The organism is Methanolobus vulcani, from assembly GCF_900100715.1.
GTDB lineage: Archaea > Halobacteriota > Methanosarcinia > Methanosarcinales > Methanosarcinaceae > Methanolobus > Methanolobus vulcani.
This window is the reverse complement of record NZ_FNCA01000012.1, coordinates 24,852-51,192: the sequence shown is the minus strand read 5'-3', so window position 1 is coordinate 51,192 and position 26,341 is coordinate 24,852. Positions and strand designations below refer to the sequence as shown.

Sequence of the window (26,341 nt, the reverse complement as noted above, 5' to 3'; positions counted from 1 at the left end):
CTGCTAACACAAACAGCAGTCACTGTTTTTGCGTTGCCTGGGACAGGATGGCAATATAATATTATAGAATCAGCAGCTTATTCGTAATTATGGAAGAGAGTTCACAGAACAGACAAATAATAGTTCCTGATACCAGTGCGGTCATAGACGGTATCCTTTCCGGAAGGATACGTGATCATGGACTCAGGGATGTAGACATCTATGTGCCTGAAGCCGTTATGGCTGAGCTGGAAGCCCAGGCAAACCGTGGGCTTGAGATTGGATACAAAGGCCTTGAAGAGGTGCAGGAACTCCAGAAATTCGCTGAAAGCGGCGACATCAGATTATTTTTCACAGGCATCAGACCTAATTCTGACCAGGTTAAACTTGCAAAGGGCGGAGAGATAGATGCCCTTATCAGAGAGACAGCAGTTGAACTTAATGCTAAATTTGTCACAGGGGACAAGGTCCAATCACTTGTTGCAAAAGCAAAAGGACTTGATGTTGAATTTGTTAAACCACCGATGGGAGAATTCGGACCACTTCTTATTGATGAGTTCTTCACACCTGACACAATGTCGGTACACCTGAAACACAAAGTATCCCCCATGGCAAAAAGAGGTTCCATAGGAAATGTGCAGTACATGAAGATCAGGGATGATCCATGCACATATCAGGAACTGAAAATGATATCTAGGGAATTGCTTGACAGGGCACGCTCTGACATTGAATCATTCACAGAAATGTCATTCAGCGGTGCAACGGTACTTCAGATAAGGAACATGAGAATAGCTATTTCCACACCACCTTTTTCTGATGATGTTGAAATAACAATTGTAAGACCGGTTGCATCGGTATCACTTGAAGAATATCGCCTGAGCGACGTACTCAAGGAAAGGATAAGAACCCAGAGAGGAATACTCATAGCCGGGCCACCTGGTGCAGGTAAGTCCACTTTTGCAGCAGGAGTTGCAATCTACCTGAAAGACAGGGGATTTGTGGTCAAGACCATGGAATCACCACGTGACCTGCAGGTTCCGGATGATATTACTCAATACGCACCTCTTGACGGAAGTCTGGAGAACACCGCAGATGTACTGCTGCTTGTGCGTCCTGATTATACCATATATGATGAGGTACGCAAGACCAAAGACTTCGAGACATTTGCAGACATGAGACTTGCAGGCGTAGGTATGATGGGAGTAGTCCATGCAAACCGCGCAGTAGACGCTATCCAGAGACTTATCGGCAGGGTGGAACTTGGTGTTATCCCTCAGGTTGTCGACACGGTTATTTTCATCGACAAGGGAGAGATCGCAAAAGTACAGGTGCTTGAGTTCACTGTGAAGGTTCCTGCCGGAATGATGGAACAAGACCTTGCAAGACCTGTAATTCTTGTTTCTGACCTTGAGACAGGAAAGAGTGAGTTTGAGATATACACCTACGGCGAGCAGGTTGTAGTTATGCCGTTAGGTAGCGAGAAGCAAAGAAGTCCCTCATGGAAACTGGCTGAAGGAGAAGTCCAGGATTACATCAGCAATTACGCCAGTGGTCCAATCGAAGTGGAAATGGTCTCAGACAACCGTGCCTTTGTGCGTGTAAGAGACAAGGATCTGCCAAGAGTTATTGGTAAAGGTGGAAAGACCATAGATGAAATTGAAAGGTCACTGGGAATCCATATTGATGTGCGTAAATTCGAAGATGGAGAGGAACGCAGACCTCGAGAGAAGAAGGAACATCACCCTATCATCGAGCGTAGTAGAAAGCATGTTATACTCAATGTCCCGGAGGCTGCAACAAGAGATGTTGAAGTCTACGCAGGAGAAGGATTCCTTTTTTCGGCAACCGTTGGCAGGCATGGAGATATCAAGGTCCGGTCTGATTCGGAGGTCGCACATGATATTATGTATGCTTTACAGGAAGGAGAGGTCCTCTGGGTAAAAGAGATCTGATGACACTGTCAACATCAATCTTTTTCTTTTTTTTCTTGATTTTTTATTTTTACAGGAATGAAAACAATAAATGAACATTGTTGAGTTCAAAAGCTATTTATATGCAAAAATAATTAATTTTTAACTAGAATGGATGTTGACATAAAACGTGGTTATAAGATCCTCTCCGACAACAACATCGAATTCGGGATCAGAATCACCAATAATACAGATACTGCTATTTCTGACGTGCAGGTTATCCTTGATTGTAATGAATCGATCTTCGAGTTACAGGAAGACAGAGTCCTGAAACTGGGAGAAATTCAGCCAACCATTGCCCGGACTGCTAAATTCACATTGAAGCCTGCAACATGCGTTCATAATGAGATTGTCGAAGCAAGTATAATATACCGTGATGCAAATCGGGAAAAGCACATGGCTGCCATGCAGGCAAAGAAGGTTCATTGTATCTGTCCTTTCCTGCATCCAAAAGCAATCACAAAAAATGAATTTTTTCAACTATCGACTACCTACTATTCTGCTGACATCGGCATGAATTATGAAGGGATCAACGCACAGCAGCTACTATCATTTTTGATGCGGGTCTGTGCAAGAAATCTCAATACTGTGGACGGATACATCATTGAAGAAGCTAAAGTGATCCATCTCTCGGGTAGATCTGATGATAATACCTATTATTTACTGACAGCTTTGTTAAAAGAGAATGATGGACTTACTCAGGCGATGTTCAGGGCAGCTTCTGATAAGAAAATAGGAATAGAAGGCTTTCTCAGTGAGATAGTATCAGAGCTCAGACACCTGGATAGTAAAATCAATTCTGCAAAAGATATCGGTTTCATCAAAAATGAACTGGTAACCAGTATAATAGATACTGTGGTTCCGAGAAATAGAAATAAGTTAGCAGCCGTTAACAGCGGTTCTCCTGTAAATATCCAGAATCCTGTAATGCAGAAATCCAGTGTAAACCTTCACCACGGGGAGAAGCAAAACTATCGGAAGCCTGAAGATGCTGATGTTGCCAGAATGTATGACTCTTATTTAAAAGATGTAAAAAGCAAGCCTAAAATGAAAAGAAGCCGGGATACTGATGAAACTGTTTCGTATCCCCGGGAACTTTTTACTTCAGAAAGAGAGATAAGATCCCTTCGCAGTATTACTCCTACAATAAAAGAAAAGAAAACTGTGAAAAAGCCTGAAAGATCAAAGAAAAAATTGATGCAACAGGCACTGATTATTGTTATTCTTTTGATAAGTGCCCTCTACCTGGTACAAAGTCCCTTAATAAGGGAGAAGATAGGTGGAGAATATGCTTCTTCTTCATCCGCCTCTGCTGAGAATGTTGTTATAATTTTCTTTAATGCAGTGAATGAAAGTGATTTCACCACCGCTTTCAAACTATGCGAGGGACAGGACTTCCTTGTACCTGCAAGCATTCAGATGTTGGTTAACAACAATGGAATAGAAGCAGGCGGCATCAAAGAGTTCAACATCGTATCAACAGATGTTGAGAATGACATTGCGGTAATTGAAAGCAACTGTACTGCAGTCACCTTTAACATCATGGGTAATGAGAATGAGCCGAAGGTCATTCCGGTATATTTCCAGTTGCAAAAAAGCGAAGCATACTGGGTGATCATAGGGATATCATTCGACCAGCCGTATGAGATCGGAACTGCAGATAACGATATTGTGACGGGCGAGCAGGGATGAATGATGTGAGAACTGTGGGTGACTACATTTTACATGTGATATTGTGGTCACCTGCGTATAAGTTTACTATCAAATAATGAATTGTACTAATCCCCGGAAAAATCAAATATATACGCATTATAGATGAATTGGTATGGAATACACAATCGTTCTTGAAACAGCAGAAGAAGGTGGATACACTGCTCGTTGTCTGGAACTTCCTGCCGCAATTAGTGAAGGCAATACGAAAGAGGAAGCCCTTGAAAATATAAAAGAGGCTATTGAACTAGTGTGTGGGGTCGCAGACGTATGAACCTGTATAAATAACTCAGTTCTAATTCTTCCCCAACAACACGACTTTATTAGGAAACATCTTCGGCCTGTCCACAACCACAAACCCGGCTTTACCAGCTATTTCGAGCATCTCATTGAACGCCTGTTTTGAAACGTGCATCGGCGGCTCAACTATGAGAATCCTGCCATCATTCTTAAGCAGCGAGGAGAGTTCCCTGAAGAAACTCTCCTGATCCGGCAGTTCGTGGACAACGTAGAAAAGAAAAACAAAGTCAAACTCCCCGGATACTCCTATTCTGTCACTCTCACATTTGTGAAGCTCTATATTCAGCTCTTCCCCGGACAGCCTGATCTTCTCTTTTACCTTCTGAAGCATGCCTTCCTGAAGATCAACTGCCACCACACGCCCGCTTTTCCTGACCATCCTACCCATATCCATGGTGAAGAATCCGGGACCGCAGCCAATTTCCAGTACTTCCATCCCTTCCATGATATAGGGACCAAGTATCTTCTGCGGGTTTTGCAGCCATCTGCGAATCCTGTTATCGAGGCTGCCGGAGCGTTCTACAGGGCATACGCGGGTTTTGTCGTGAGACATGGTTGTGCTCTTTTGGAGTGGTTAATAAGAGGTTGGTTTTGTGGGGATAAATAAGCTTTCTATAGAGAAATAAAGAATATCATCCTACTATGAGCCTTGCAGTTTCTCTTAATAAATGAGCAGGCATAGGGTATTTTAGATTCCATACGAAGTTGATTGGCTTTTCATCTTCATGACTTACATATTCCACAGGTCCCAAGAAGTAATAAGGTTGAGCTAAAGAATTGATACTTTTATTTACTCTCACAAAAAGAAGAATTGTTTGACCAATATCTTTATGATTGATATATCTCTGTCCCGTTTTTGAATCAACCCTGGTTGATGCTTGACTTTGCCAATGGAAGAGATTTTCATTTATTGCGTAGTCATTGTACATCGTAGTTGGAGAATAGTCCTTTTCATTCTTATTTAACGTAATGAAAAACACATCTGTCTTTTTGTCTTTGATGTATAATACACCAGTCTGTATAGTATGGTTATTTTGCAAATCAAAATATCCAAATCCAGCAAGTGCTTCTGCTTGCGTGTATTTGCAATGCAAACTTAGAGATGAAACGTATGGCAATATTGCCTCAGAAGAAATAGTTTTTATGATGCTTATTTTGTATTCTAAAAGCATGATTATTTCATCATAAATTACAGGATTATCTAGCAATTTAGAAAAAGCATCATTTAATGAAGCAAACTTTTCCTTGTTCCAGACCGTTAGAACAAACATTGTCAAATAGTATCTTTCTTTTTCAGAGAGAGTTTCTTCATCTATATTTTTGCCAGTTAAATGCCTGAGAACACAATCAATGTAACTACTGTCATCTATATGTTGAATTCTTCTTAGACCGCTAGTTAATTGTTTTTCATCAGGTTCATTGAAATCATCAATTATTTCAGCTTCTGCTAGTGCTCTTGACCAGCACATCTTTTTGTAGATATCATCGAAGTCTAAATCATAGTAATTTTTGAAATTCTCAAAAGACAATTCCATTCCTGTATCAGCAACAAAGCTAGAAATTCTATTCACAATAGTTTGCCGCCTGAGATTGAGAACCTGACTAATGTTATCTAATATGTATTCCCTAGATTTTCGTTCTAGTTCTATGCTGCAACCAGCAGGCAAATGCGGGAATCCTTGCTCTATTTCTAAAGCGATATCTTGACCTATATTTTCGATCAATGCTTTAAACTTCAAATCAAATCTATAGTTTTTGTTTGCTTGCCCTACAAAATCCAATACCGTTAAGCAGTCTTTGTCATCACTTAATCTAAGTCCACGCCCTAATTGTTGTAAGAATATTGTTAAACTTTCAGTTGGACGTAAAAACAGAACTGTGTCGATTTCAGGAATATCAACTCCTTCATTATACAAATCAACAACAAAAATGAAGTTAATCTCTTTATTCAATAACCTTTTCTGAACAGAACCTCTTACATCTTTGCTAGAACCTGAAGTCAGATACTCACTTGGAATACCATTTTTATTGAATATCTCAGACATGTATTCAGCGTGTGCTTTTGAAACACAGAAACCTAGACCTTTAACATCTCTGATATCCAAAACCGTGTTAATGGTTTTCTCACAAATTAGTTTTGCACGGTTTTCATCTGTTGTGTAAAGATCGCTGAGTTCACCTTGAACATAACCGCCACGTTGCCACTTTAAAGTAGAATAATCAACACTATCAGTAACACCAAAATATTGAAATGGACACAACAACTTTCGGTCTATTGCATCTGGTAAACGAATTTCTGCAGTTATGTGATTATCGAAAAACATCTTGACATCTAAACCGTCAGCACGTTCTGGAGTTGCTGTTAAACCTAACAAGCAACTAGGATTTACATGATCTAAAAGGGATTTATAACTTTGCGCTGCTGCGTGATGAAACTCATCTATTATAATATAATCGAAATATTCAGAATCTAAAAGATCATGAATTTCCTTAGAATTGTATGTTTGAATTGATGCAAATATTTGTTCCGTAGTTGATGGAACGTTTCCACCAACCATCATATCCCCAAAATTGTGATCTCTTAGAATCATTCTAAAAGTGTACAGAGATTGCTTTAATATCTCTTCTCTATGTGCTATAAATAACAAACGTGGTTCTCTTCTGTAAGTTTCAAAAAACTCCTGTCTGAATTTCTTGAAATCAAAAGCTGCAATCATAGTTTTTCCAGTGCCTGTTGCAGCTACAATTAAGTGTTTGTTTCTATGTAGTTGACGTTCTGTCCATATTGATTCGAGTATTTCTTTTTGGAATGGATATGGCGTTAAATCAAAATTAGGCATCACAAATTCAGTATTATTATCGTATTTTTCTGTTTGTAACGCCTGTATCAATCTAGACTTGTCATCTTTCTTATAAGTCTCAAATTCTCTATCGTTCCAATAAGTATCAAAAGTAGCTTTAATTTTAGCCCATTGAAACGGTTGTTCATACTGACTAATTTTGATGTTCCATTCTAATCCATCTGTAAGTGCTGCATTAGAGATGTTAGAAGAACCAATATATGCAGAAGAAAAACCAGTTTGCCTTTCAAATAGATAGGCTTTTGCATGCAACCTTGTTCTTCTAGTGTCATAACTGACTTTTAAAGTTGTATTTGGCAAACTTTCTAGAAATTCAATTGCTTTTGAATCAGTAGCACCCATGTAACTGGTTGTTATAACTCTTAATTCACTTCCTTTTCTTGAAGTGAACTCTTTTAGTTCTTCTTGTAGAATTCTTATACCACTCCATTTTATGAATGAACATAGAATGTCTACTCTGTTAGATGACAAAATCTCTTTTTTAAGTTGAGAAACTAACGAAGGATCCTGTCTTGTACCTGTGAGTAATGCACCTAAAGAAAGAGGAGTATCGGGACGTGAAAAGTCAACACTAAGATTTTCATCAAAAACTGCCATGAGTTTTTCAGCAGTTTCAGAAACATCTAAACCTCGAGTTTCGATACCATACCTGTTTAAAGTATCTACTATTTCATTGCATAGTTCTATCTGTTTATCGATCTTTGATTTTCCTTCCTTATCGCCTTTAATCTCGGATAAAGCGTGAGAAAGAACCCGATATAGATATTGTGATAAGTAATCGTTACTATCAGCATCATTTAGCCGAGATAAATGTTTGTGCTTCTCATCAATGTCGAACAAGTTTTTAGAAAGGAACTCATTAACAATATGTTCATACAATCCTGATTTCATAGCACCCACATTCACAATCAATATTTGTTAAGAGAATGATATTAAGAATACATTAATAAATTGCTTTTGGAAGATAGTTCTACAAAAATCACATCCCAAATCCTAATATACACTCCCAAACAATTTACAGCTCAGGAGAATCTTATCATGAAAGTATCCATTATTGGTTCAGGCTATGTAGGGTCCGTCTCAGCCGCTTGTTTTGCGGAACTCGGGCATGAAGTCATCTGCATTGACATTGATGAAGAGAAAGTAAAACAGATCAATGCGGGAACAGCACCTATCTGGGAAGAGGGACTGGATGAACTGCTGGGAAAGTACAGCCAGAAGACACTCATCGCTACCTCGGATTATGATTATGCGGTTGAGAACACCGATGCTTCATTCATATGTGTGGGGACACCATCAGGAGAGGATGGGAGCATTGACCTCTCAATAGTCAAAGCTGCAAGTGCCAGCCTTGGGAAAGCCATTGCAAAGAAAGATCGCTATCATGTAGTGGTTGTAAAGAGCACAGTAGTGCCTGAGACAACCGAGAAGGTCGTACTTCCGATAGTTGAAGAGTACTCCGGTAAAAAGGCAGGAAAGGACTTTGGTATTGCAATGAACCCCGAGTTCCTCAGGGAAGGCAAGGCTGTCTATGACTTCATGCACCCTGACAAGATCGTGGTTGGTGCAATAGATGAGAGGTCCTCTTTTGTCGTATCAGAACTCTATCGAAAGCTGGACTGTGAGATCACACGCACCAATCCAAGAACAGCAGAGATGATAAAATACGTCAACAACTCCTTCCTGGCAACCAAGATATCCTTCGCCAATGAGGTAGGCAACATCTGCAAGCAGCTTGGCATCAACACATACGAGGTCATGGATGCCGTGGGAACAGACTTCAGGATAGAGCGCCAATTCCTCAATTGCGGAGCAGGATTTGGTGGCTCATGTTTCCCAAAGGACGTAAAGGCACTCATCGGCAAAGCAAACCAGATCGGATATGCACCGGATCTTCTCCAGTCCGTTGTTGATGTAAATAACAGGCAGCCCCTGAAGATGATCGAACTGCTTCAGGAAAAGACAGGTGATCTTAAGAACAAGAGAATAGCCGTACTTGGTCTGGCTTTCAAGAACGATACCGATGATATAAGAGAATCAAGATCCATTCCTGTTATAGACAAACTTATGCAACTTGGAGCTGACATCGCCGCATATGACCCGATGGCTGAGGAAGGCATGAAGAAACTCTTCCATGATGTTGCATACTGCAAGAGCGCATCCGAAGCCCTGACAGAAGCTGAAGGCTGCCTCATCATGACAGAATGGAACGAGTTCAGGAACCTTGACAAAGAATTCGATCTCATGGCAAACCGTGTGGTTATCGATGGCAGACATCTCATCAATCCTGAGAAGCTCAGCACAGAAATAGACTACGAAGGCATCTGTTGGTAAGCTGGAATACGGGAATAACAATTGTAGCAGAAAACTGTAACAGAAAAACGGATCAATAACCATGACCGAGACATTCACCCTTGGAATAGGTGAAAGAAGGAACATCACTAAAAGCTTCTGGGGAACCATTGAGGATATAATGTACTGCGGAATGTCCTCAGAGAACACCTTTTCCATCGGCCTTCTTTTTTCAAAAGGATACCAGGGACATGCCCTGAACCTTTATTTTCCCAAAAGATCGTCATATATCACCCTGAACAAACGAAAGTACTACATCATTGATGTAAATTCTGAATATATAACCCTACAATTACCCGAGTAAAATCGAAGATTTTTAATACTCTAAATAAAAATGACAGGTCTGTTGGTGCAGACCATGAAAAACGACAATCAGGTAAAAGACGATATCAACGGCAGGTTACACTCTCTTGACCAGACCGTAAGAAGTGTGGAAAAACGACTGCGTGCGGTGGAACGCAGGCTATCTGTTGACGTGCCCGTGGAAGACTCCATCCCGGAGTATGAGACTAATTTTGAGGAAGCGCTTGAGAGCACAAGGATCGAGATCATCTCAATACGTGCCGAGATGAATAATCTCATCCAAAAAAATACTCAGAACCATGACTATGCCATCAGATTACAGGAACTCAATTCTGAGATAACCGGCCTAAACTCACAAATAATGGAACTGCGGGAAGAGAACAGTAAACTCTCAGAGCAGGTATTAGTTAAAAACACAAACGAAACGGAGGATATTCAGAATCTCTCAGTAGAGATCAGGAATGAGATCTCACAACTGAACATGCGTCTGGAAAAAGCCGAGAATCACAACCGCATCAATATAGGTTCTGTGAAAGTTCCGGTTGAACTCTCAGGAATTGTGGGAGCTGCTATCCTTGCACTTACCGGATTCCTAATAATGAACGGACAATGGAATATCATAAGGTCAGCTTATTTCTCATTCGGCATTGCTCTTGTATTTGCTGTTGCGGTGCTCATGAAGTTCTATATGGTCAACAGAAAGGCAGTATGAAACTTGAATAATCCCGAAGGGTCCGGCGAAGCCGGCTCTTTTCCATATGACTAAAAAGTGATCTGCTTAATGCCATGAAATATTTTTTGCAGTAGTTTTACTGCATTCTCTGCATAAATCAACTGATCACTTGAATAATCTTCTGTATAGCAGCATCGGAACGTGCCGCCTTCGGTGAGTGGTTACTTTGTTTATAGATTGCAAAATGTTTTTTGGAACGGAAAAATAAGCGAAGTTCATGTCACTCACATAAACAGAATTTCTACAAAACCCAAAATTCTAAAAATAAAATAAAAGGAGCGAGAAAAAAAAAACTAAATTTCTCACACCTTTTTTACTTTCAGGAAATAATCATTACTATAATCCAGATATCCTTCCTGCATCACTTTTACAGAAAGGTAACCTTCGGATTTTCCCTGCGGGAGTGAAATGTTCAGCAACCTGTACCGGAACTCACCGTCAGCATTTGTGAGTCCTCCTGCCGCTTTTTCTCTTGAAGGTCCCCACACAATGACATTAGCATCGCCTATTGGCCTTCCGTCATTGTCAAAGACATTGACTGTGAGGTACGGAGAATCTCCAGTCCCGCCGGTCAGGTTGAAACTACTGCAATTGGATGATGCGAACATAGTATCAGGAACAAAAGGTGTACTTGTAACAGCAGATAGAATAGTATAGATACCTATCATACCGATGATCGTGAGGACAACGATCCGTATTGGAAGGCCCACGGATGCGGATTCATCATCTAACATAGAAATCAAAAAAATAAAAAGATGCCAGGATCATGATGTCCTGACTATCATTACAGCGTCTGCTTTCTCGAAATCATAGAAACCATCTGCGGAGATAGTAAGATCCATGCTTCCTTCGTTCTGATTGGAACCAAGGCTTACCTGAGCACCAACAGGTGAAGCTGTGGTCAAAGTACAATTTCCGTAATCATCAGTCGTGCCTGTTGCCACACCACCAAGGCCTCTAAGCACAACATTGGCAGCCCTCACAGGATAGCCATCCGGGTCCGCCACTGAAATCAAAACATCTACTGTGAAAGGAGAGTTTGCTGTTGAGGAATCAACAATTACAGTATTTCCAGCAGCAGGGCCTGTACTTTGTTCACCTGATTCAACAATGTTCACTGACATATTCTTAGTTGGAGGAGGAATGATAGCCACAAGCGCCGCAAGGGCAACCATACCAACCACCAACATTACAACAATATTGATAGGAAGTTCAATGGCCCTATCATCACCAAACAGTTTTTTAATATTGGTCAAAAAATCACCGAATGCTAACAAAAGAACATTATATATAAATTTACTGATTTGTTTCTGATTTTTATGTTGTACGGTTAATAATTAAAAACAGCAAAGGCAAGTCAATATCAAACAATCACTAATTATAAGATGTAATTAAAACTCATAATTAATTATAAGTAACTATTATTAGATATAAGCACATATAAGGAGGAAGAAAAATGGCAACCACAACAACAATACCAACCACAAAAACGATAAGAGACAGACTGAAAACCTATGGACAAAAAGGAGAGACATACAGCGATATTCTCACACGCCTGATGGATGCTGTTGACAGAGATGAATTCATGGACCGCATGTACCAGCGCCTTGAAGAAAAGGACCAGTTCGTCTCCCTTGACGATCTTTAATAGTGGGAAACTATGCCATACAAAGTGAGCGTGCACCAGCATGCCAGTAAGTTCCTTAACTCACAGGATGATGAAACGAAAAGCAGACTAATTGAAGGACTTAAGAAATTGCAGGATGATCCTTTAAGCCATGATGTGAAAAAACTGAAAGGTACAAAAGGCAGACAGGATCTTTACCGTCTTCGCATTGGTGATTACAGAGCTATTTTTGCAATTGAAGATGATGTTGTTTACGTACTGGAAATAATTCCAAGAGGCTATGGGTACAAATGGCTTTGAACTGAGATGTGTGATGTTCATTTTTTAGAAGATTTTACCAAATTATGTATTCTCACTTCTACCCATATTGCATAAAGCAGAAATGCAATCACAAGATAGCAGACTATTTTAAGATTATCATCAATATCCAATGAATATATTGATTTAAAGATACTGAACACCGCACCAAAAACAATGACGCATGAACTATAGAGAGTCCAATTGACGTTTGCTTTCATTTTTGCCAAAACATCACATCCCTACATTTTTCAAGAGCTTGATTGCATGATAATAGAATCAATTGCATACAAAGGTGTCAGATATTCAAATATATAAAAGAAAGTTGAAATTATCTGAAACATATTTCATAAAAATCACAAAATCCCACATCGTTACATTCATGTACCAAAACCATTCTTTAATTCTCACATGAAGAAGATCGTTATCATCGATTACGGACTTGGCAACCTCAGGAGTGTTCGCAAGGGGCTGGAACACGCAGGTGCAGACGTAATCATTTCAAGTGACCCTGAAGAGATAAAAAGTGCGGATGGTGTTATTCTTCCGGGAGTTGGTGCTTTCAGGGATGCAATGAAGAACGTGGAAGTTCTCAGAAGCACCATCGATGAGTATGTGGCATCAGGAAAGCCAATGCTCGGGATCTGCCTTGGGCAGCAGATGATGTTAAGCACATCAGAGGAAGGAGGACTTACAGAAGGACTTGACCTTGTAAAAGGACAGGTACTCAGATTCCCACACTCTGAGCTTAAAGTTCCTCACATGGGATGGAACTCAATTAAAATCACCCAGCAACATCCTATTTTTGATGGAATACCTGATGGCTCATTCGTATATTTTGTCCACTCATACTACGTGGACACTACAGATAAGAACACGCTTATTTCATGTGAATACGGAACTGAATTTGCAGCCGCCATTGTCAATGACGCAGGTAACGTTATCGGAACCCAGTTCCACCCTGAGAAAAGCGGTGATACAGGCCTTAAAATACTGAAAAACTTTGTTACTATGTGCTGAAGGGATGAAAATATGGACATTGAAGGCTATGCAAAACGAGGGCTCAATAGCAACGACCCTAATCTTGAAGATAAGCTGACTGCCAGAATTCTGGAAGTCAAGAAAACAAATCCTGAACATGCACGCAAACTTGCACAGGCAACCATCACCGAAGCGAAAGCAACCCTTGTCCTGAAAGGTGATGTACTCGAACCTACCGTATCCGGTGTAACAATGGGAGAATTTGGTGTCGGTTCCAGAGGGCTTGGAGATTTCTACACCCATGAGAAGATTGCAGAGGTCATCGGAAAGACAAAAGCAGTCGTGGACACCACACACCTTGATGACTCAGGGGTTGTGAAATCAGAAGGAGGAGAATATGTTATCCTCACAGTTGACGGCATGCACTCCAGACTTAGCGATTATTCATTCCTTGCAGGATTCCATGTTGCAAGGGCTGCACTACGTGATGTCTATGTCATGGGTGCAAGACCCGTGGCAATGCTCTCTGACATTCATGTTGCTGATGACGGAGATGTCGGCAAGGTCTTTGATCACATTGCAGGCATCACTGCGGTAGCTGATCTATCAAATATTCCACTCATAACAGGCAGCACATTAAGAATCGGTGGCGACATGGTCATCGGTGAGCGCATGACCGGAGGAGTTGGTGCTGTTGGTGTTTCAACCGACCTCACATCACGTGAACAGACACAGGTAGGAGATGTCATCCTCATGACTGAAGGAGCAGGAGGGGGAACAATATCCACAACTGCACTCTACTATGAGATGCATGATATTGTTGATGAGACCATCAACATCAAATTCCTTGAAGCATGCGAGAAACTTCTGGATTCAGGTCTTGTTAAGCACATCCATGCAATGACAGATGTAACAAACGGTGGAATTCGAGGAGATGCAAAGGAGATATCCAGAACGGCAGGTGTCAAACTCATTTTTGAAGAAAAGGATATGAGAAAGCTTGTAAACCCAAGGGTGCTTGAGATGCTTGAGTCACTGGAAATAGACTATCTTGGAGTTTCCCTTGATGCTCTGCTTGTCATCGCACCGGAAGAATATGCAGAAGACATCATGAATACCATCAGAAGTGCAGATGTCGATATTTCAATAATCGGAAAAGTTGTTGAAGGGACCGGTGCAGAGGTTATAATTGACGGAGAAGCAAGGGATTTCACACCACGTTTCAGGGAATCCGCATACACGCCTATCAAGAAGATGATAGGTGACGAAAATCCCCGTGATTTTGAAGAAATGAAAAAGGCCATTGACAAAGCAGCTCTCAATGCTATTGAGAAGAAACGCCGCGTTGTGGAAATGGTAAAGAGAAAGTAGAAAGATTTTCCTTTCTACCTAAAACTTGAAACTCCACATTCTATTTTTAATTTACCTCATCATCAACCTGATTTTCAGGCTTTGATTTATCTTTCAATTTCTCAACCACAAGTACAACACCGTCTTTTTCAAGAATCGTTACCTTGTCATCTTTTTCAATTATGTCAGATGAACGTGCTTTCCAGTGTTGTCCCCTGTGCAGAACGTATCCTGTCTGACCGTTTCCAATTGGTTCAAGTGCTAGAGCCATGTCGCCAATAAGTTCACCAAACAGTGGTTTCTTCCTCCTGACCTCAAATACCTTGTAAATGATGAACACAAAGAAAAGTCCGATTACTATTGTCGGCGTTGCTACGGATATTATCAGCGAACGCTGGAATTCTGCCGGAGTGTAGTTATTTGGAAAATCAGTAGGAACCAGCAAAATGCTGCCTGCTATTATACATACAAAACCTGCAATCCCAAAGACCCCGAATCCGGGAGCCTGGAATTCAAGTACCAACAGGATCACACCGGCGACAACAAGGAACAGTGCACCTACATTCACATCAAACCCGGTTCCGATAAGTCCCAGAGCAATAGCAATCAAACCGAATAATTCAGCACCAAAGCCTGGGTGTGAAATTCCAAGTATAATTGCATAAACACCGAGAAGCAGAAGCATCGAGGAAACAAGTGGATTGGAGATTATTCCCATGAAAGCCAGTCTCAGAGATGGTTCATAATAAGTAATAGACGCACCATCCGTGTCAAGAACCTTTCCTTTTACTTCTATTCCATTAACCTGTGTCAGAAGATCCGGAATATCCGATGCAACATATTCGATGACCCCGTAATCAAGAGCTGTTTCAGGATCAAGGTTCAGGTTCTTTGTTATGAATTCCTCTGCCGCCGTCTCGTTACGACCATGCATTTTTGCATTCTCCGTAGCCCTTTTGACAATGGCATTGATGATCTTATCATCTTCTATAGGCTCACTACCAGTTGCAGTCACTGCAACCGGCTGCGCAGAACCTATAATAGTATAAGGTGCCATTGCAGCAACGTCAGTGCTGATGAGTATCAAAGTACCGGCAGACCATGCTTTAGTCCCTTCGGGATAGACATATCCTATTACCGGCACATCAGTTGCAGCAATTTGCTCGATTATTTTCAGGGTTTCATCGAGGTTACCACCGGGAGTATTGAGAGTAATAACAAGAGCTTCATAGTCACCATTTTCTGCAAAAGCAATAGCATCCGCTACAATATTATCAGTTACAGGAGTGATGGAATCCGAGATATCAACAACCAGAACCTTCTGTTGTCCTGCAGCACATGCATTACCTGAGAACAGAGATAAGAGCAATGTTAAAAAAAGAAAAGTGCTCAGGTATGACCGGCACTTATGTAACATGATTCCTCCAATCACTCTTTCTTGGCAAATGCCTTTGAAAGAGCTGCAACTTCTCCAACATTCGCGGAGTTGGCCACAACAATCATGTTCTTTTCCCTTGCTATTTCAGCATATGTCTGCAATTCCCTGAGTTTGATTGCAACAGGTACTTCCTCATAAAGACGTGCCGCATCTTTCATCTTTGTAGCAGCAATGAATTCACCGTCTGCAAGAATGATACGTGAACGCTTCTCACGCTCTGCCTCTGCCTGCTTTGCAATGGCACGAAGCATTGTCTCATCAATACTTACATCTCGCAGGGTCACACCGGTAACCTTGATACCCCACGGATCAGTGGAAATGTCAAGCTGCTCCTGAATGTTCCTGTTGACATCTTCCCTGTTGGAAAGTACGTCATCAAGTTCAAGCTGACCTATAACGTCCCTGAGGGTCGTCTGTGAGAGCATTGCAGTTGCGTACCTGAAGTTCTCAACTTCATTGACTGCCCTGGAAGGGTCAACTACCTGATAGTAGACAACAGCATCAACTGCCACTGTTACATTATCCCTGGTGATCACAGCCTGTTTTGGTACATCAATTGCTATTACACGTAGGTCTATCTTTACAACCGTATCAATTATTGGGATAATAAGGAACAGACCAGGGCCTTTAACTCCACTTAACCTTCCCAGACGGAAGATTACTACACGTTCATATTCATTAACGATCTTGATAGCTTTGGACAATATGAGAACTGCCACTATAGCTAACGGAAAAATAATGTCGATTAAAGCCATATTTTGCCACTCTCCTGAAGAAGAAACAGAGAACTTATTAAATAGATATAAAGAGCCTACTTCTTAAAAATATGCCGGTGGAGAGAGTACAAAATCATCGCTTCAGGAAATTAAAACAATAGAAAAGATATAGAAGGCTGGGTCTGAGTACTTGTTTGAGGGGATGTACACGAAAGCATGAAAGCATTGTTATTATTGAAATAACATTTCAGACCCAACAGATAATAGAACTCATTTATCGTTTATTAATGTGATTGATTTTGACGTTAATAATTTCAAACAAACTGTAGAAAAACGATATGCTGAGAAGAATATATAAATAGACAATATAAATATTTTGTTTTTCACCAATCAAGATAACAAGCAAACACATAAATCCAATATATACTATCTAAGACTAGATACAATGAGCGAGAAATGTAATGAATGCAACGGGAAAGGCTATAGTGTAACAGGCACTACCAAATGCCCCGAGTGCAAAGGGACAGGAAAATCAAAGTCCGTAGATCTAATGAAGCTTTCTGAGAAGGACATGGCTAATTTCTTGAAAAATGGTTCTTCCTGCAACAACTGTGGCGGGACAGGAGAAATAGAAGAGAGAGAAAAATGTGCTGCATGCTCTGGTAAAGGCGTATTTTACAAATGCAAGGTATGTGGAACAGAAATGGACCGACTTTATGATGGAGATGAGGTATGCCAGTCATGCGCAAAGAAGCAGATCGTTTACAAACTTGACAACACATGCACCCTTGATGAGCTTGAAGTCGGGAAAATGTACCATGCAACAGTGAGAAACATTGCCGATTTCGGTGTTTTCGTTGACCTTAATTCCAATCTTAGGGGCCTTATTCATTCCAGTAACATGAATGGAACCCTGGAAGTTGGCGAGGATGTCATTGTTAGCTTAAAGGAGATAAAACCAAGAGGAAAAATGGATCTGGTTCCACGTAAACTGAAAGAATACCAGACCATTGAACTTGAGAAGAAGCTTCCTATTATACTTGCCAGCGAAATGTCAAAGATGGTGGGTAAGAAAGTAAAGGTGCAGGGAGAGGTAATACAGATCAAGCAGACTGCAGGACCTACCATATTCACAATTGCAGATGAAACAGGACAGGTTTCCGGTGCTGCCTTTGAGAGCGCAGGAGAGAGAGCTTATCCTGAAATAGAAGCTGATATGATCGTTGCAGCCACTGGGGAAATAACAGCCCGTGGTGACAGTTTCCAGCTTGAGATCCAGAGTCTTAAAAAGCTGAGCGGACCACAGGAAGCTGAGATCCTCCAGCGTATAGAAGATGCTATCGACAAAAGAGCAGAGCCTTATGAGATTGAATTCATGGTAGAGAGTGAGGTTCTTGAAAATCTCAGGCCAATCATGAAAAAGGCTGCAAAGGAAATCAGAAAGGCGATCATTAAATCCACGCCTATACTTTTGCGCCACCATGCAGATGCTGATGGTATGACTGCTGCAATGTCAATTGAGAAAGCCATCATCCCTCTGATTAAAGAAGTAAATGGAGCTGACGGGGAATATTACTTCTACAAACGTGCGCCTTCAAAAGCACCGTTCTATGAAGTGACCGATGTAGTTCGTGATATAGGCTTTGCCCTTGAAGATGTGGCAAGACATGGACAGAAGATGCCCCTTGTCATAAGTGTGGATAATGGATCATCCAACGAGAACGTGGCTGCAATGAAGCAGGCAAAGGTATACGGCATCCAGATGATAGTCATGGACCACCATCACCCTGACGATGTGGTTGATGAATACCTGTTAACCCATGTTAACCCTGCACACGTCGGAGGAGACTTTGGTATGACAGCAGGTATGCTCTGTACCGAAGTGGCACGCATGATTAACGTTAACGTTGAGAACGAGATAAGACACCTTCCTGCAGTAGCTGCTCTTGGTGACCGCTCAGAAGCGGAAGAGGCAAAGAGATACATAGAACTTGTATCTGATAAGTATACCGAGCAGAACCTGAGAGACATGGCACTTGCCCTTGATTTTGCAGCATATTGGCTTAAGTTCAACACTGGAAAAGGTATTGTTGATGATATCTTGGATTTTGGTGACCACACGGTACACAAGAACCTTGTCAATGTGCTTTGCGAACAGGCAAACGAGATGATAGCCGAACAGATGGATGTCTGTATGGCACATGTGAAATCCCAGGACCTTCCAAATGGAGCAATCCTTAATGTCCTTGATGTGGAGAACTATGCACATACATTCACATTCCCACCACCAGGAAAGACATCAGGTGAAGTCCACGACAAACTTTGTAAGAAATACGATGGCAAACCTGTCGTAACCATAGGGTACGGACCGGACTTTGCTGTAATCCGCTCAAAAGGGGTTCTGATGAACATACCACAGATGGTAAGGGAACTCTATGAGGAAGTGCAAGGTGGCGGTGTCAACGGTGGAGGACACCTGGTAGTCGGAAGTATCAAATTCGTGCAGGGTATGCGCACAGAAGTGCTTTCTAAACTTGTTGAAAAAATAGGTTCCGTAGGAGTTGAATAACTCCTACTGAAATACAAAAAAATAATTTCTTTTTTAATCAGTCTACACGTGTGATGCGTACAAGAGAGTGCACAGGCACTTCGGAGAGGGTCTCTGAGCCACTCTTGTCCACAAGTACGGCAATTGCCAGAGGTTTGGCACCTGAACTACGCAGATGTGTTACAACATCAGCCATTGTGTTACCGGTTGTAATTACATCGTCCACTATGATGCATTTCTTTCCTTTGATACCGGCAAAGTTCCTGCTGAAGGCACCATTAAGCTTGGAATCATCGCCCTGCTCATTGTAAGCATGGTAAACTGAAAGTTCGGTGTTGAGCTCTTCTGCAATCAGGCTTGCAAGAGGTACTCCGCTAAGGCCAATTCCTACCACCAGATCAATTTCATTGCCCGTTGCTTCTACTGTATCAAGGACCATGTCACACATGGCAATTCCTACATGACGCATCCTGAATGCACTCTTTCCTATGCTGCTCCAGTTGACAGAAATGTCTTTTGGTGCAGAGGAAACTTCTTCCTTTTTTGCGCGGGTCAGAAGCCATGTGACGGTTTCCCGGGAAACGTTAAGCTCATCTGCAATTTGCCTTGTAACAAGACCATTTGCCTGCAATTCAAGGGCTTTTTGGATCAATTTATCAATATTCTTCATATGTATCCCGTATATTCATCTTTAACCTTATATGTAATATATCAACAGAGATGTTATATTTTTCTTTTGCGTCTTTTCTTCAAGGGAGAACCACAAACAGGACATACATCACCGCTGTCAAATTTCCTCCGGCAGCCTGTACACTGCTTTTGCCACACCAGAACATCCTTGATCCTTTTCTGTGCCACGGGTTTTACTTCAAGTCCCAGGACCTTTGCGACATTCTGGACTGCATAGTCATCGGTCAGAAGAACTGAATTTCCTTTGTATTCAAGAGCTTTGGCTAATATATCAATGTCAGTTGAGGACAATTCTTCACAGTCTTTTGTCTCGTTGGCAACCTGCAGGATCTTTTCGCGGAAAGAATCCTCTGGCATTTCAACCCTTGCACCACTTTCCCGGGCAAGATCAAAACGCATTGCAGCCTCGCTGCTTTTCAGCTCATTTACAACTGAAGGTATGGTTATGATACGATAAGGTTCTATTCCGCTACCCATGATAAAGACTGCAGAATCTGCGATGTAGTACTCCATATAATGCCAGATACTTTCTGAATATAGATTAATTCTTTGTCCAGCGTTGTTGCAATTGTTACACAATTGAATATATACTTGTAAATACATATAAACTCAAGAGGAACATTTCATGGCAAGAATATCTAGCGGCATCAGGAACCTTGACAAAAGATTACAGGGAGGGTTCCCTGAAGGGGAATGCATTCTCATCACAGGTAAACCCGGTACAGGAAAAACAATATTTGGAATGCAATTCCTGTACAATGCCTGTCTTGAAGGGAAAAAATGTATCATGTTGGCAACAGAGGAAACTCCGGAAAAGATAGTAGAGCATGGAAAAGCTATCGGGTTTGATCTGGAACCATTCATTGAGAACAAACAACTTACAATGATACGTTTCTTTGAGATGAGAGTAATGAATATGGAAGAAGATCCGGACAGCTACACATTTATGAATATTGACACACTGAATAACCTTGCCCATATAATTGATGATGATGTGAACGTAATTGTTGTTGACAACCTGGGAACATTTTCCATCGGAGTGAATCTTAAAACATTCAAAGAAGAACTTGAAGTACTTTCATTCCTGCTTTCCACACAAAAGAGAACCTCACTCATGATAATGGATGCTGCAGCACATGAGTTTACGCATAATATCGCTGAATATTCCACTTATGGGACCATCAAACTGATGTTCAAAGAAAACCCTTACACAGGTAAGATGGAAAGGTTCATGTTCATTCCTAAGATGAGAGGAACAAAGATCACTCTGGAACTGATCAATTACGATATTACTGAAGAAGGGATCACGTTATTTTCACCAAAGATCAATAGATAAGAGAAAGTTCTGTGGTTATTGAAGCTACTATTTATGTGACATGTATCAGATTTTACTAAGAAAAACGTGGTGTTAATTATGGAAAGGATATCTACAGGAATTCCTGAGATAGATAAGAGAATACAGGGAGGATTTCCTGCAGGGGAGTCTTATTTATTAACAGGAGAGTCCGGCACAGGTAAAACAATATTTGGGTTGCACTTTCTTTACAATGCATGCATGGAAGGGAAAAAATGTGCAATGCTGGCAACTGAAGAAACTCCTGAAAAGATAGTGCGGCATGGGAAAACTGTTGGACTTGACATTGAACCTTTTGTAGAAAGCAACCAGCTTACAATGATACGTGTGCTTGAAAAAAGAATAGAGGGTATGGAAGATAAGTACGCAAATATTATCACAAATACCAGTGATCCACGCAATATCAAATATATCATTCCTGAAGACATCGAGGTAGTTGTCATTGATAACATTGGTACTTTTTCAATAGGAGAAGAACTGAATGTATTCAGGGATAAACTGGATACCCTCATTTATCTGTTCTCTGAATCAAAATGGACTTCTCTGATAATAATGGATGAAACTGCACATGAACTCACTCACAGGATATCTGAATATTCTACTAGCGGAACCATCCGTTTGATGATTAAGGAAAATCCCTATACCGGCAAAATGGAAAGATTCATTTACATTCCTAAAATGCGAGATACAGAGATCTCACTTGAGATACTAAACTATAACATAACAGGACAGGGGATTAAACTGTCACACGCAAAGACCAATAAATAAATATTATTGGGAACATTCTCAATTAAACACTGCCAGGGCTGATAAAAATGGATATTTCAAAAGCTAAAGACATCATAGTTGAGTTCATAAGAGATAAAACAACAGAAGCAGGCGTAAAAGGTGCTGTTGTAGGTCTTAGTGGAGGAATCGATTCAGCACTTACAGCCTATCTGACAGTTGAAGCCCTTGGAAAGGAAAATGTTCTAGGAATACACATGCCTGAACTCACTCTGACACCTGCCGAGGATGTACTGGATGCCACTGAAGTTGCAGAAAGACTTGGAATTGAATTCAAGACTGTTGACATATCGGAAATACTTGCAGGATATCTTAACTCAATTCCTGAAGGTTCAGAGGCAAACTCCCAAGCCAACGGTAATCTCAAAGCCAGAATAAGAATGTCAGTTCTCTATTATTATGCAAATATTATGTCCAGAATGGTTATGGGAACCGGTAATAAAACTGAAATTCTTCTAGGATACTTCACTAAATACGGTGACGGAGGAGTTGACCTTGAACCCATAGGTGACCTTTACAAAACAGAGGTAAGGGAAATGTCAAAGCTTATGGGAGTTCCGGAAGACATAATCACCAAAGCTCCGTCTGCAAGGCTCTGGGCTGACCAGACAGATGAGGACGAGCTTGGAATAACATATGAACTTGTAGACAGGTTCCTTGCGCTTTTACTTGAAGGTGAAACGCCTCAGGTAGCCCAGAATACTCTTGGAATGAGTGTAACTCAAAGAGATTCAGTTCTCAAAAGAATTAATGCAAACCTGCACAAACAGAAATCTGCTCCAATAGCAGAGCTAAAATCACTAAGATAAATTGAAGTTAAATTCATTCACCTGCCAGGAAACACTGGCAGATCCTCATTTTCAAACCGCAGAAGTAGTTTTGCAAGATGACGTCTTGCACATGGTGGAACTTCATAGAATCCCGGAACAATATCCCTTTTGATTTCTGTTCTTTCAGGAATCTCGGAATTGGTTCCACATTTCTTACATCTGTAACCCTGACCAGAACCTGCTGATTTCATTCTTTTTCCACAGGAAGGACATTGGGGATTTCTAATTTCATAGGCTGGTGACAAGTCAGTGATCTTTATCTTTTCGATGTTAATGGTATTTTCAGTAACACTGCCATAAACAAGCACCTTGTCACCAGATATTAGTTTACGTATTAATTCCCTGAAGTTCTTTGTTGGTTCAAAGGCAGCACAGTCAATGATATCACCTGCTGTATCTTTAAGAATGAATATTGTATGTCCACCCCTGATAGTCACAGGTTCTGAACAAACCTCACCTTCCAGAATATAGGAACGCATTTCCTCAATTTCACTAATTGATGAAACTGATATCAAATGCATATCAGTTCCCTGATTTGTACGATAGATGCAGAAGCGTTCTACTGGCTCTGAAACTACAAAAGAAGCAGCTTTTTCCACAGATGAAACATCCTTCCCTCTTATTCCATAAAGAACGGGGTCACCTGAATGTGGTACGCAGACTACAATGTTGTTTACAAGATCAACTGTATCCCATGTGTCAGGATATGTTTGCCTGTCAGCATTAAAAAGAGAGCTTTCATCAACAGAACGTTTGGTACCCCATACATCTTTTTTCCTGTAAGCAAGATACTCATAAGTATGGTCCCATTCAGGATCAAGCATGGCTCCGCATGCAGAAAGAGCGCCAATAAGACCTCTACCATTCTTGAAAGCCTGAAACTCAAGATCTAGTTCAGAAACAAGTTCCTTTGCTTCATCTATTGTGATCACATCTTTGACTGCACGTTTAAAAAAAGAACGTAGCTTATCCCTGACAGCATTGAACTTTTCCTCATCAACAAAGACAACACCCGGATTAGTATTCTCATTGTCCAGACATGCCATTGAAGCTATTTTTTCTTTAACGTGCCCGATAACTCTCTCCCTATCACCACATTCAATGAACAGTGCCACTGATGCATTTCCACGGGTCTTGTAAGGAATTGTGGGATTAAGGCGCACAAGTATTGGATCTGATATAAGTTTTGTAAAGGAAGAGAGCTCATCCCTTAAAAGAGCACATAGATATGTGGTGCACATTCCTTCCCTGGAATCAGTGTCATCGATCCCAATGACCATTTTAGTGATTTCACTGCTCATTTGACCAATTGCAGATATAATTGATTAGTGTTAAATGATTCCTATGGAACGTAAATTATCTGACATTTTACTCTTCTATGATCGGCAAAAGGACATGCATCTCAGTTCCTTTTCCAACCTCACTAAATGCACGGATAGAACCGCCATGAGCCTCCACCACACTTTTACAAAGGTACAGGCCAAGACCATTTCCACCGTAACGGCGTGTCAGTGATCCATCTACCTGATAGAATCGTTTGAAGATGTGAGGCATTTCATCCGGGGATATCCCTATGCCTGTATCCCTTACAATAATGCGTATATTCTTATTCTCATGGGAAGCCACAACTGTTATCAAACCATCAGATGAAGTGAATTTTAAGGCATTTTCAAGTATGTGTGAAAAAACCTGCTCCAGATAGGTAATATTACCACAAACAAAAGGCAGGGAGGGAGAGTATTCCTTTTTCAGTTCAGGGACATCTCTGTCTTTAAAAATTAGCATCTCATCGATCACATTGTCAAGTAGATTTACAATATCTACGGAATCAAGATGATACTGTATATTTCCGGTACGGATATTCTGCATATATAATAGAGAGTCGATCAGTTTATGCAATCTGTCAGCATTCTGAAGGATCACACCTATACCTTTTTTCTGATCATCGTCCAGTGAACCCAGGTGCCCTTCAAAAAGAAGCTCACTGTATCCTTTAATAGGAATAAGTGGGGTTTTCAGTTCGTGTGTTATGTTTGCCATGAACTCGTCTTTCATGCGGTCAAGGGATTCCAATTCCTTGTTGTTCTCAGCAACTTCCCTTGCATAGGATCTTATCTGTTCTTCACTCTCTTTCCTTTGTATGATCTTCCAGGTACCTTCCATCAGGAGTGTTATCTGTCTTATATCGGAACTGTCGTACTCACCATTCTTATTACCGACACCTGCTATCATGACAACATTATCGGAATCTGATATTGGTATACACAGATAATTGCGAATGTTCACATGTCCTGAAGGTAAACCTTTTTTGATAGGAGAATCATCAGGATACGTGTTTGATATTATAGGCTTACGCTGCGTTACGATCATGCCCCATAGATTGTCCCTTTTTATACTGAAATTCTTATTTAGCGCTTTTATACCATAACCGTTTTCTGATTTTTCAGACCAGGAATACATGGAGAAAGTTTCTTCAGTTTCATTCACAAAACCAACATAACCTACACTGCTTTCTGTAAGGTTTACTGCTTTTTCAAGTGAGAAGTCAAGTATTTCTTCTATTGTAGAATCTGAATATTGATTTAGTTCAACCAGGGCTTCAAGCCTGGATTCGTCCATTAGAAGTGCTTTTTCAGCAATTTTTCTATCAGTGATATCTTCACCTGATATTGTGACACCAGCAAACCTCTCGTTGTCATCAATAAAAGAAACAGCATTCCAAAGAACATACCTTATAGAACCGTCTGAACATATAATAGGTGATTCAAGACCAGCGACAGAACCAATCTCTCCTGATACGAATTTGTCCCAGTAGGATAATACTTCTGCTCTGAATTCCTCTGGAAAAAGAAGGTTTATCCATTTATTACCTGATATCCGGACTTCTTCGTACCCTGTAAGTTCAAGAATCTTCCTGTTGACACATGAAACATTCATTTCAGTATCAAGAAAAAGGATAATTGTTGGCAGAATGTTCATGATCTTATGAGATTTGTTCTTTTCATTTACAATAGCACTGTTCATTTCCTGCATTTGATGGACAAAGAAGGAAATAATTGATCCGAACAACAGAATAATGAAGAACATTGAAAGGCGCATGTACATTTCATGAGTTGAAAGACCGAAGATCAAGCTATCTGCAAATGATCTCTCCGAGAAAAAAACGTAGTCCAATAATGCATCAATTAACCAGGATAGAATTCCAAAGAGGAAAGAGAATACGATAACATTTTTAGTATTGAGAAAAGCTTTCTCAAGTGCAGACATCAGAAATACCCCTCAAATAAAATATAGATATTTTATATTTCTGGTTCCGTATTTTTCATTCAACAAGCAATGCACCAACTATCATAAAAAATAACACGTTATTGTATATACAACATTATTTCTGCACATTAGATAAATAATTTACTCATAAAATATTATAATGTTGCATTCATAAGGATTGCAAGTTTGTATTTAAATGATACCGTCAAGATAACTATATATAGATGTGCAAACAATGGCTATTTACCT

Annotated in this window: 24 protein-coding genes; 14 read left to right on the top strand and 10 right to left on the bottom strand. The window is 40.6% G+C overall.

The window, feature by feature from the left end; translation table 11 throughout:
* The first annotated feature begins 89 nt into the window (after nt 1-89).
* The 3 genes from BLP52_RS13405 (at nt 90) to BLP52_RS13395 (ending at nt 3,933) form a co-directional block, all read left to right on the top strand.
* Nucleotides 90-1,931 carry a PINc/VapC family ATPase gene (locus BLP52_RS13405; protein WP_091710997.1) on the top strand — a complete coding sequence of 614 codons (1,842 nt, stop codon included), beginning with the start codon at nt 90-92 and terminating at the stop codon, nt 1,929-1,931.
* A gap of 129 nt (nt 1,932-2,060) precedes the next feature.
* Entirely contained in the window at nt 2,061-3,641 is a 1,581-nt protein-coding gene (locus tag BLP52_RS13400; RefSeq protein ID WP_091710996.1) for a hypothetical protein, read from the top strand.
* A gap of 133 nt (nt 3,642-3,774) precedes the next feature.
* On the top strand, nt 3,775-3,933 hold the full coding sequence (locus BLP52_RS13395) for a type II toxin-antitoxin system HicB family antitoxin (protein ID WP_091710995.1): 159 nt from the start codon (nt 3,775-3,777) through the stop codon (nt 3,931-3,933).
* Nucleotides 3,934-3,954: 21 nt separating this feature from the next.
* Here BLP52_RS13395 and BLP52_RS13390 read toward each other — a convergent pair whose 3' ends face one another.
* Both BLP52_RS13390 and BLP52_RS13385 read right to left on the bottom strand, forming a co-directional pair.
* Nucleotides 3,955-4,512, bottom strand: coding sequence for a class I SAM-dependent methyltransferase (locus BLP52_RS13390; RefSeq protein ID WP_091710994.1), 558 nt, complete (start codon nt 4,510-4,512; stop codon nt 3,955-3,957).
* A 79-nt stretch (nt 4,513-4,591) separates the two neighbouring features.
* Nucleotides 4,592-7,711 carry a DEAD/DEAH box helicase gene (locus tag BLP52_RS13385; RefSeq protein WP_091710993.1) on the bottom strand — a complete coding sequence of 1,040 codons (3,120 nt, stop codon included), beginning with the start codon at nt 7,709-7,711 and terminating at the stop codon, nt 4,592-4,594.
* Between the two features lie 147 nt (nt 7,712-7,858).
* On the opposite strand from BLP52_RS13385, the gene BLP52_RS13380 reads away from it, so the two are divergent.
* The 3 genes from BLP52_RS13380 to BLP52_RS13370 all read left to right on the top strand — a co-directional run bounded on the left by BLP52_RS13380 (nt 7,859) and on the right by BLP52_RS13370 (nt 10,187).
* The gene (locus BLP52_RS13380) at nt 7,859-9,154 is read left to right on the top strand and encodes a UDP-glucose dehydrogenase family protein (RefSeq protein WP_091710992.1); all 1,296 of its coding nucleotides are present in this window, start codon (nt 7,859-7,861) and stop codon (nt 9,152-9,154) included.
* A gap of 61 nt (nt 9,155-9,215) precedes the next feature.
* Complete coding sequence (locus BLP52_RS13375; RefSeq protein WP_091710991.1) at nt 9,216-9,476, top strand: hypothetical protein; 261 nt, start codon at nt 9,216-9,218, stop codon at nt 9,474-9,476.
* A 54-nt stretch (nt 9,477-9,530) separates the two neighbouring features.
* Complete coding sequence (locus tag BLP52_RS13370; RefSeq protein WP_154717889.1) at nt 9,531-10,187, top strand: hypothetical protein; 657 nt, start codon at nt 9,531-9,533, stop codon at nt 10,185-10,187.
* 323 nt (nt 10,188-10,510) lie between these two features.
* On the opposite strand, the gene BLP52_RS13365 is transcribed toward BLP52_RS13370, so the two are convergent.
* Nucleotides 10,511-10,942, bottom strand: a complete 432-nt coding sequence (locus BLP52_RS13365) for a carboxypeptidase-like regulatory domain-containing protein (protein WP_091711020.1) — start codon at nt 10,940-10,942, stop codon at nt 10,511-10,513.
* Between the two features lie 30 nt (nt 10,943-10,972).
* A complete protein-coding gene (locus BLP52_RS13360) occupies nt 10,973-11,464 on the bottom strand; it encodes a carboxypeptidase regulatory-like domain-containing protein (protein WP_238380842.1) in 492 nt (163 codons plus the stop codon).
* A 200-nt stretch (nt 11,465-11,664) separates the two neighbouring features.
* On the opposite strand from BLP52_RS13360, the gene BLP52_RS13355 reads away from it, so the two are divergent.
* The 4 genes from BLP52_RS13355 to BLP52_RS13335 all read left to right on the top strand — a co-directional run bounded on the left by BLP52_RS13355 (nt 11,665) and on the right by BLP52_RS13335 (nt 14,484).
* Nucleotides 11,665-11,856 (top strand): DUF7557 family protein, encoded by a 192-nt coding sequence (locus BLP52_RS13355; RefSeq protein WP_091710989.1) that lies wholly within the window; start codon nt 11,665-11,667, stop codon nt 11,854-11,856.
* 12 nt (nt 11,857-11,868) lie between these two features.
* Nucleotides 11,869-12,135 (top strand): type II toxin-antitoxin system RelE family toxin, encoded by a 267-nt coding sequence (locus tag BLP52_RS13350; RefSeq protein ID WP_091710988.1) that lies wholly within the window; start codon nt 11,869-11,871, stop codon nt 12,133-12,135.
* Between the two features lie 408 nt (nt 12,136-12,543).
* Nucleotides 12,544-13,152: an imidazole glycerol phosphate synthase subunit HisH gene (gene hisH / locus BLP52_RS13340; RefSeq protein ID WP_091710986.1), complete on the top strand. Its 609-nt coding sequence runs from the start codon at nt 12,544-12,546 to the stop codon at nt 13,150-13,152.
* A 12-nt stretch (nt 13,153-13,164) separates the two neighbouring features.
* Complete coding sequence (locus BLP52_RS13335; RefSeq protein WP_091710985.1) at nt 13,165-14,484, top strand: AIR synthase-related protein; 1,320 nt, start codon at nt 13,165-13,167, stop codon at nt 14,482-14,484.
* A gap of 46 nt (nt 14,485-14,530) precedes the next feature.
* On the opposite strand, the gene BLP52_RS13330 is transcribed toward BLP52_RS13335, so the two are convergent.
* Nucleotides 14,531-15,880, bottom strand: coding sequence for an NfeD family protein (locus BLP52_RS13330; protein ID WP_091710984.1), 1,350 nt, complete (start codon nt 15,878-15,880; stop codon nt 14,531-14,533).
* An 11-nt stretch (nt 15,881-15,891) separates the two neighbouring features.
* Nucleotides 15,892-16,656 (bottom strand): slipin family protein, encoded by a 765-nt coding sequence (locus tag BLP52_RS13325; protein WP_091710983.1) that lies wholly within the window; start codon nt 16,654-16,656, stop codon nt 15,892-15,894.
* Nucleotides 16,657-17,062: 406 nt separating this feature from the next.
* Between BLP52_RS13325 and BLP52_RS13320 the strand changes: the two genes are divergently transcribed.
* Nucleotides 17,063-19,186, top strand: coding sequence for a DHH family phosphoesterase (locus BLP52_RS13320; protein WP_091710982.1), 2,124 nt, complete (start codon nt 17,063-17,065; stop codon nt 19,184-19,186).
* Nucleotides 19,187-19,223: 37 nt separating this feature from the next.
* Here the strand turns inward: BLP52_RS13320 and BLP52_RS13315 are convergent, their stop codons facing one another.
* Complete coding sequence (locus BLP52_RS13315; protein ID WP_091710981.1) at nt 19,224-19,835, bottom strand: orotate phosphoribosyltransferase-like protein; 612 nt, start codon at nt 19,833-19,835, stop codon at nt 19,224-19,226.
* A 53-nt stretch (nt 19,836-19,888) separates the two neighbouring features.
* A complete protein-coding gene (locus tag BLP52_RS13310) occupies nt 19,889-20,368 on the bottom strand; it encodes an NOB1 family endonuclease (protein ID WP_091710980.1) in 480 nt (159 codons plus the stop codon).
* A 112-nt stretch (nt 20,369-20,480) separates the two neighbouring features.
* Between BLP52_RS13310 and BLP52_RS13305 the strand changes: the two genes are divergently transcribed.
* The 3 genes from BLP52_RS13305 (at nt 20,481) to BLP52_RS13295 (ending at nt 22,804) form a co-directional block, all read left to right on the top strand.
* A complete protein-coding gene (locus tag BLP52_RS13305; RefSeq protein WP_091710979.1) occupies nt 20,481-21,191 on the top strand; it encodes an RAD55 family ATPase in 711 nt (236 codons plus the stop codon).
* A gap of 78 nt (nt 21,192-21,269) precedes the next feature.
* Entirely contained in the window at nt 21,270-21,977 is a 708-nt protein-coding gene (locus BLP52_RS13300; RefSeq protein ID WP_091710978.1) for an RAD55 family ATPase, read from the top strand.
* A 47-nt stretch (nt 21,978-22,024) separates the two neighbouring features.
* Nucleotides 22,025-22,804, top strand: a complete 780-nt coding sequence (locus BLP52_RS13295) for an NAD+ synthase (protein ID WP_091710977.1) — start codon at nt 22,025-22,027, stop codon at nt 22,802-22,804.
* Between the two features lie 17 nt (nt 22,805-22,821).
* Here the strand turns inward: BLP52_RS13295 and BLP52_RS13290 are convergent, their stop codons facing one another.
* Together BLP52_RS13290 and BLP52_RS13285 are read right to left on the bottom strand one after the other, a co-directional pair.
* Entirely contained in the window at nt 22,822-24,126 is a 1,305-nt protein-coding gene (locus BLP52_RS13290; protein WP_238380841.1) for a tRNA(Ile)(2)-agmatinylcytidine synthase, read from the bottom strand.
* Between the two features lie 67 nt (nt 24,127-24,193).
* Complete coding sequence (locus tag BLP52_RS13285; protein WP_091710975.1) at nt 24,194-26,092, bottom strand: ATP-binding protein; 1,899 nt, start codon at nt 26,090-26,092, stop codon at nt 24,194-24,196.
* Nucleotides 26,093-26,341 lie beyond the last annotated feature (249 nt).

What these genes read in the sequence shown, in the direction of transcription:
- BLP52_RS13405 (WP_091710997.1), top strand. Translation starts at nt 90, where the DNA reads ATGGAAGAGAGTTCACAGAACAGACAAATAATAGTTCCTGATACCAGT.
- BLP52_RS13400 (WP_091710996.1), top strand. Translation starts at nt 2,061, where the DNA reads ATGGATGTTGACATAAAACGTGGTTATAAGATCCTCTCCGACAACAAC.
- BLP52_RS13395 (WP_091710995.1), top strand. Translation starts at nt 3,775, where the DNA reads ATGGAATACACAATCGTTCTTGAAACAGCAGAAGAAGGTGGATACACT.
- BLP52_RS13390 (WP_091710994.1), bottom strand. Translation starts at nt 4,512, where the DNA reads ATGTCTCACGACAAAACCCGCGTATGCCCTGTAGAACGCTCCGGCAGC.
- BLP52_RS13385 (WP_091710993.1), bottom strand. Translation starts at nt 7,711, where the DNA reads ATGAAATCAGGATTGTATGAACATATTGTTAATGAGTTCCTTTCTAAA.
- BLP52_RS13380 (WP_091710992.1), top strand. Translation starts at nt 7,859, where the DNA reads ATGAAAGTATCCATTATTGGTTCAGGCTATGTAGGGTCCGTCTCAGCC.
- BLP52_RS13375 (WP_091710991.1), top strand. Translation starts at nt 9,216, where the DNA reads ATGACCGAGACATTCACCCTTGGAATAGGTGAAAGAAGGAACATCACT.
- BLP52_RS13370 (WP_154717889.1), top strand. Translation starts at nt 9,531, where the DNA reads ATGAAAAACGACAATCAGGTAAAAGACGATATCAACGGCAGGTTACAC.
- BLP52_RS13365 (WP_091711020.1), bottom strand. Translation starts at nt 10,942, where the DNA reads ATGTTAGATGATGAATCCGCATCCGTGGGCCTTCCAATACGGATCGTT.
- BLP52_RS13355 (WP_091710989.1), top strand. Translation starts at nt 11,665, where the DNA reads ATGGCAACCACAACAACAATACCAACCACAAAAACGATAAGAGACAGA.
- BLP52_RS13350 (WP_091710988.1), top strand. Translation starts at nt 11,869, where the DNA reads ATGCCATACAAAGTGAGCGTGCACCAGCATGCCAGTAAGTTCCTTAAC.
- hisH (WP_091710986.1), top strand. Translation starts at nt 12,544, where the DNA reads ATGAAGAAGATCGTTATCATCGATTACGGACTTGGCAACCTCAGGAGT.
- BLP52_RS13335 (WP_091710985.1), top strand. Translation starts at nt 13,165, where the DNA reads ATGGACATTGAAGGCTATGCAAAACGAGGGCTCAATAGCAACGACCCT.
- BLP52_RS13330 (WP_091710984.1), bottom strand. Translation starts at nt 15,880, where the DNA reads ATGTTACATAAGTGCCGGTCATACCTGAGCACTTTTCTTTTTTTAACA.
- BLP52_RS13325 (WP_091710983.1), bottom strand. Translation starts at nt 16,656, where the DNA reads ATGGCTTTAATCGACATTATTTTTCCGTTAGCTATAGTGGCAGTTCTC.
- BLP52_RS13320 (WP_091710982.1), top strand. Translation starts at nt 17,063, where the DNA reads ATGAGCGAGAAATGTAATGAATGCAACGGGAAAGGCTATAGTGTAACA.
- BLP52_RS13315 (WP_091710981.1), bottom strand. Translation starts at nt 19,835, where the DNA reads ATGAAGAATATTGATAAATTGATCCAAAAAGCCCTTGAATTGCAGGCA.
- BLP52_RS13310 (WP_091710980.1), bottom strand. Translation starts at nt 20,368, where the DNA reads ATGGAGTACTACATCGCAGATTCTGCAGTCTTTATCATGGGTAGCGGA.
- BLP52_RS13305 (WP_091710979.1), top strand. Translation starts at nt 20,481, where the DNA reads ATGGCAAGAATATCTAGCGGCATCAGGAACCTTGACAAAAGATTACAG.
- BLP52_RS13300 (WP_091710978.1), top strand. Translation starts at nt 21,270, where the DNA reads ATGGAAAGGATATCTACAGGAATTCCTGAGATAGATAAGAGAATACAG.
- BLP52_RS13295 (WP_091710977.1), top strand. Translation starts at nt 22,025, where the DNA reads ATGGATATTTCAAAAGCTAAAGACATCATAGTTGAGTTCATAAGAGAT.
- BLP52_RS13290 (WP_238380841.1), bottom strand. Translation starts at nt 24,126, where the DNA reads ATGAGCAGTGAAATCACTAAAATGGTCATTGGGATCGATGACACTGAT.
- BLP52_RS13285 (WP_091710975.1), bottom strand. Translation starts at nt 26,092, where the DNA reads ATGTCTGCACTTGAGAAAGCTTTTCTCAATACTAAAAATGTTATCGTA.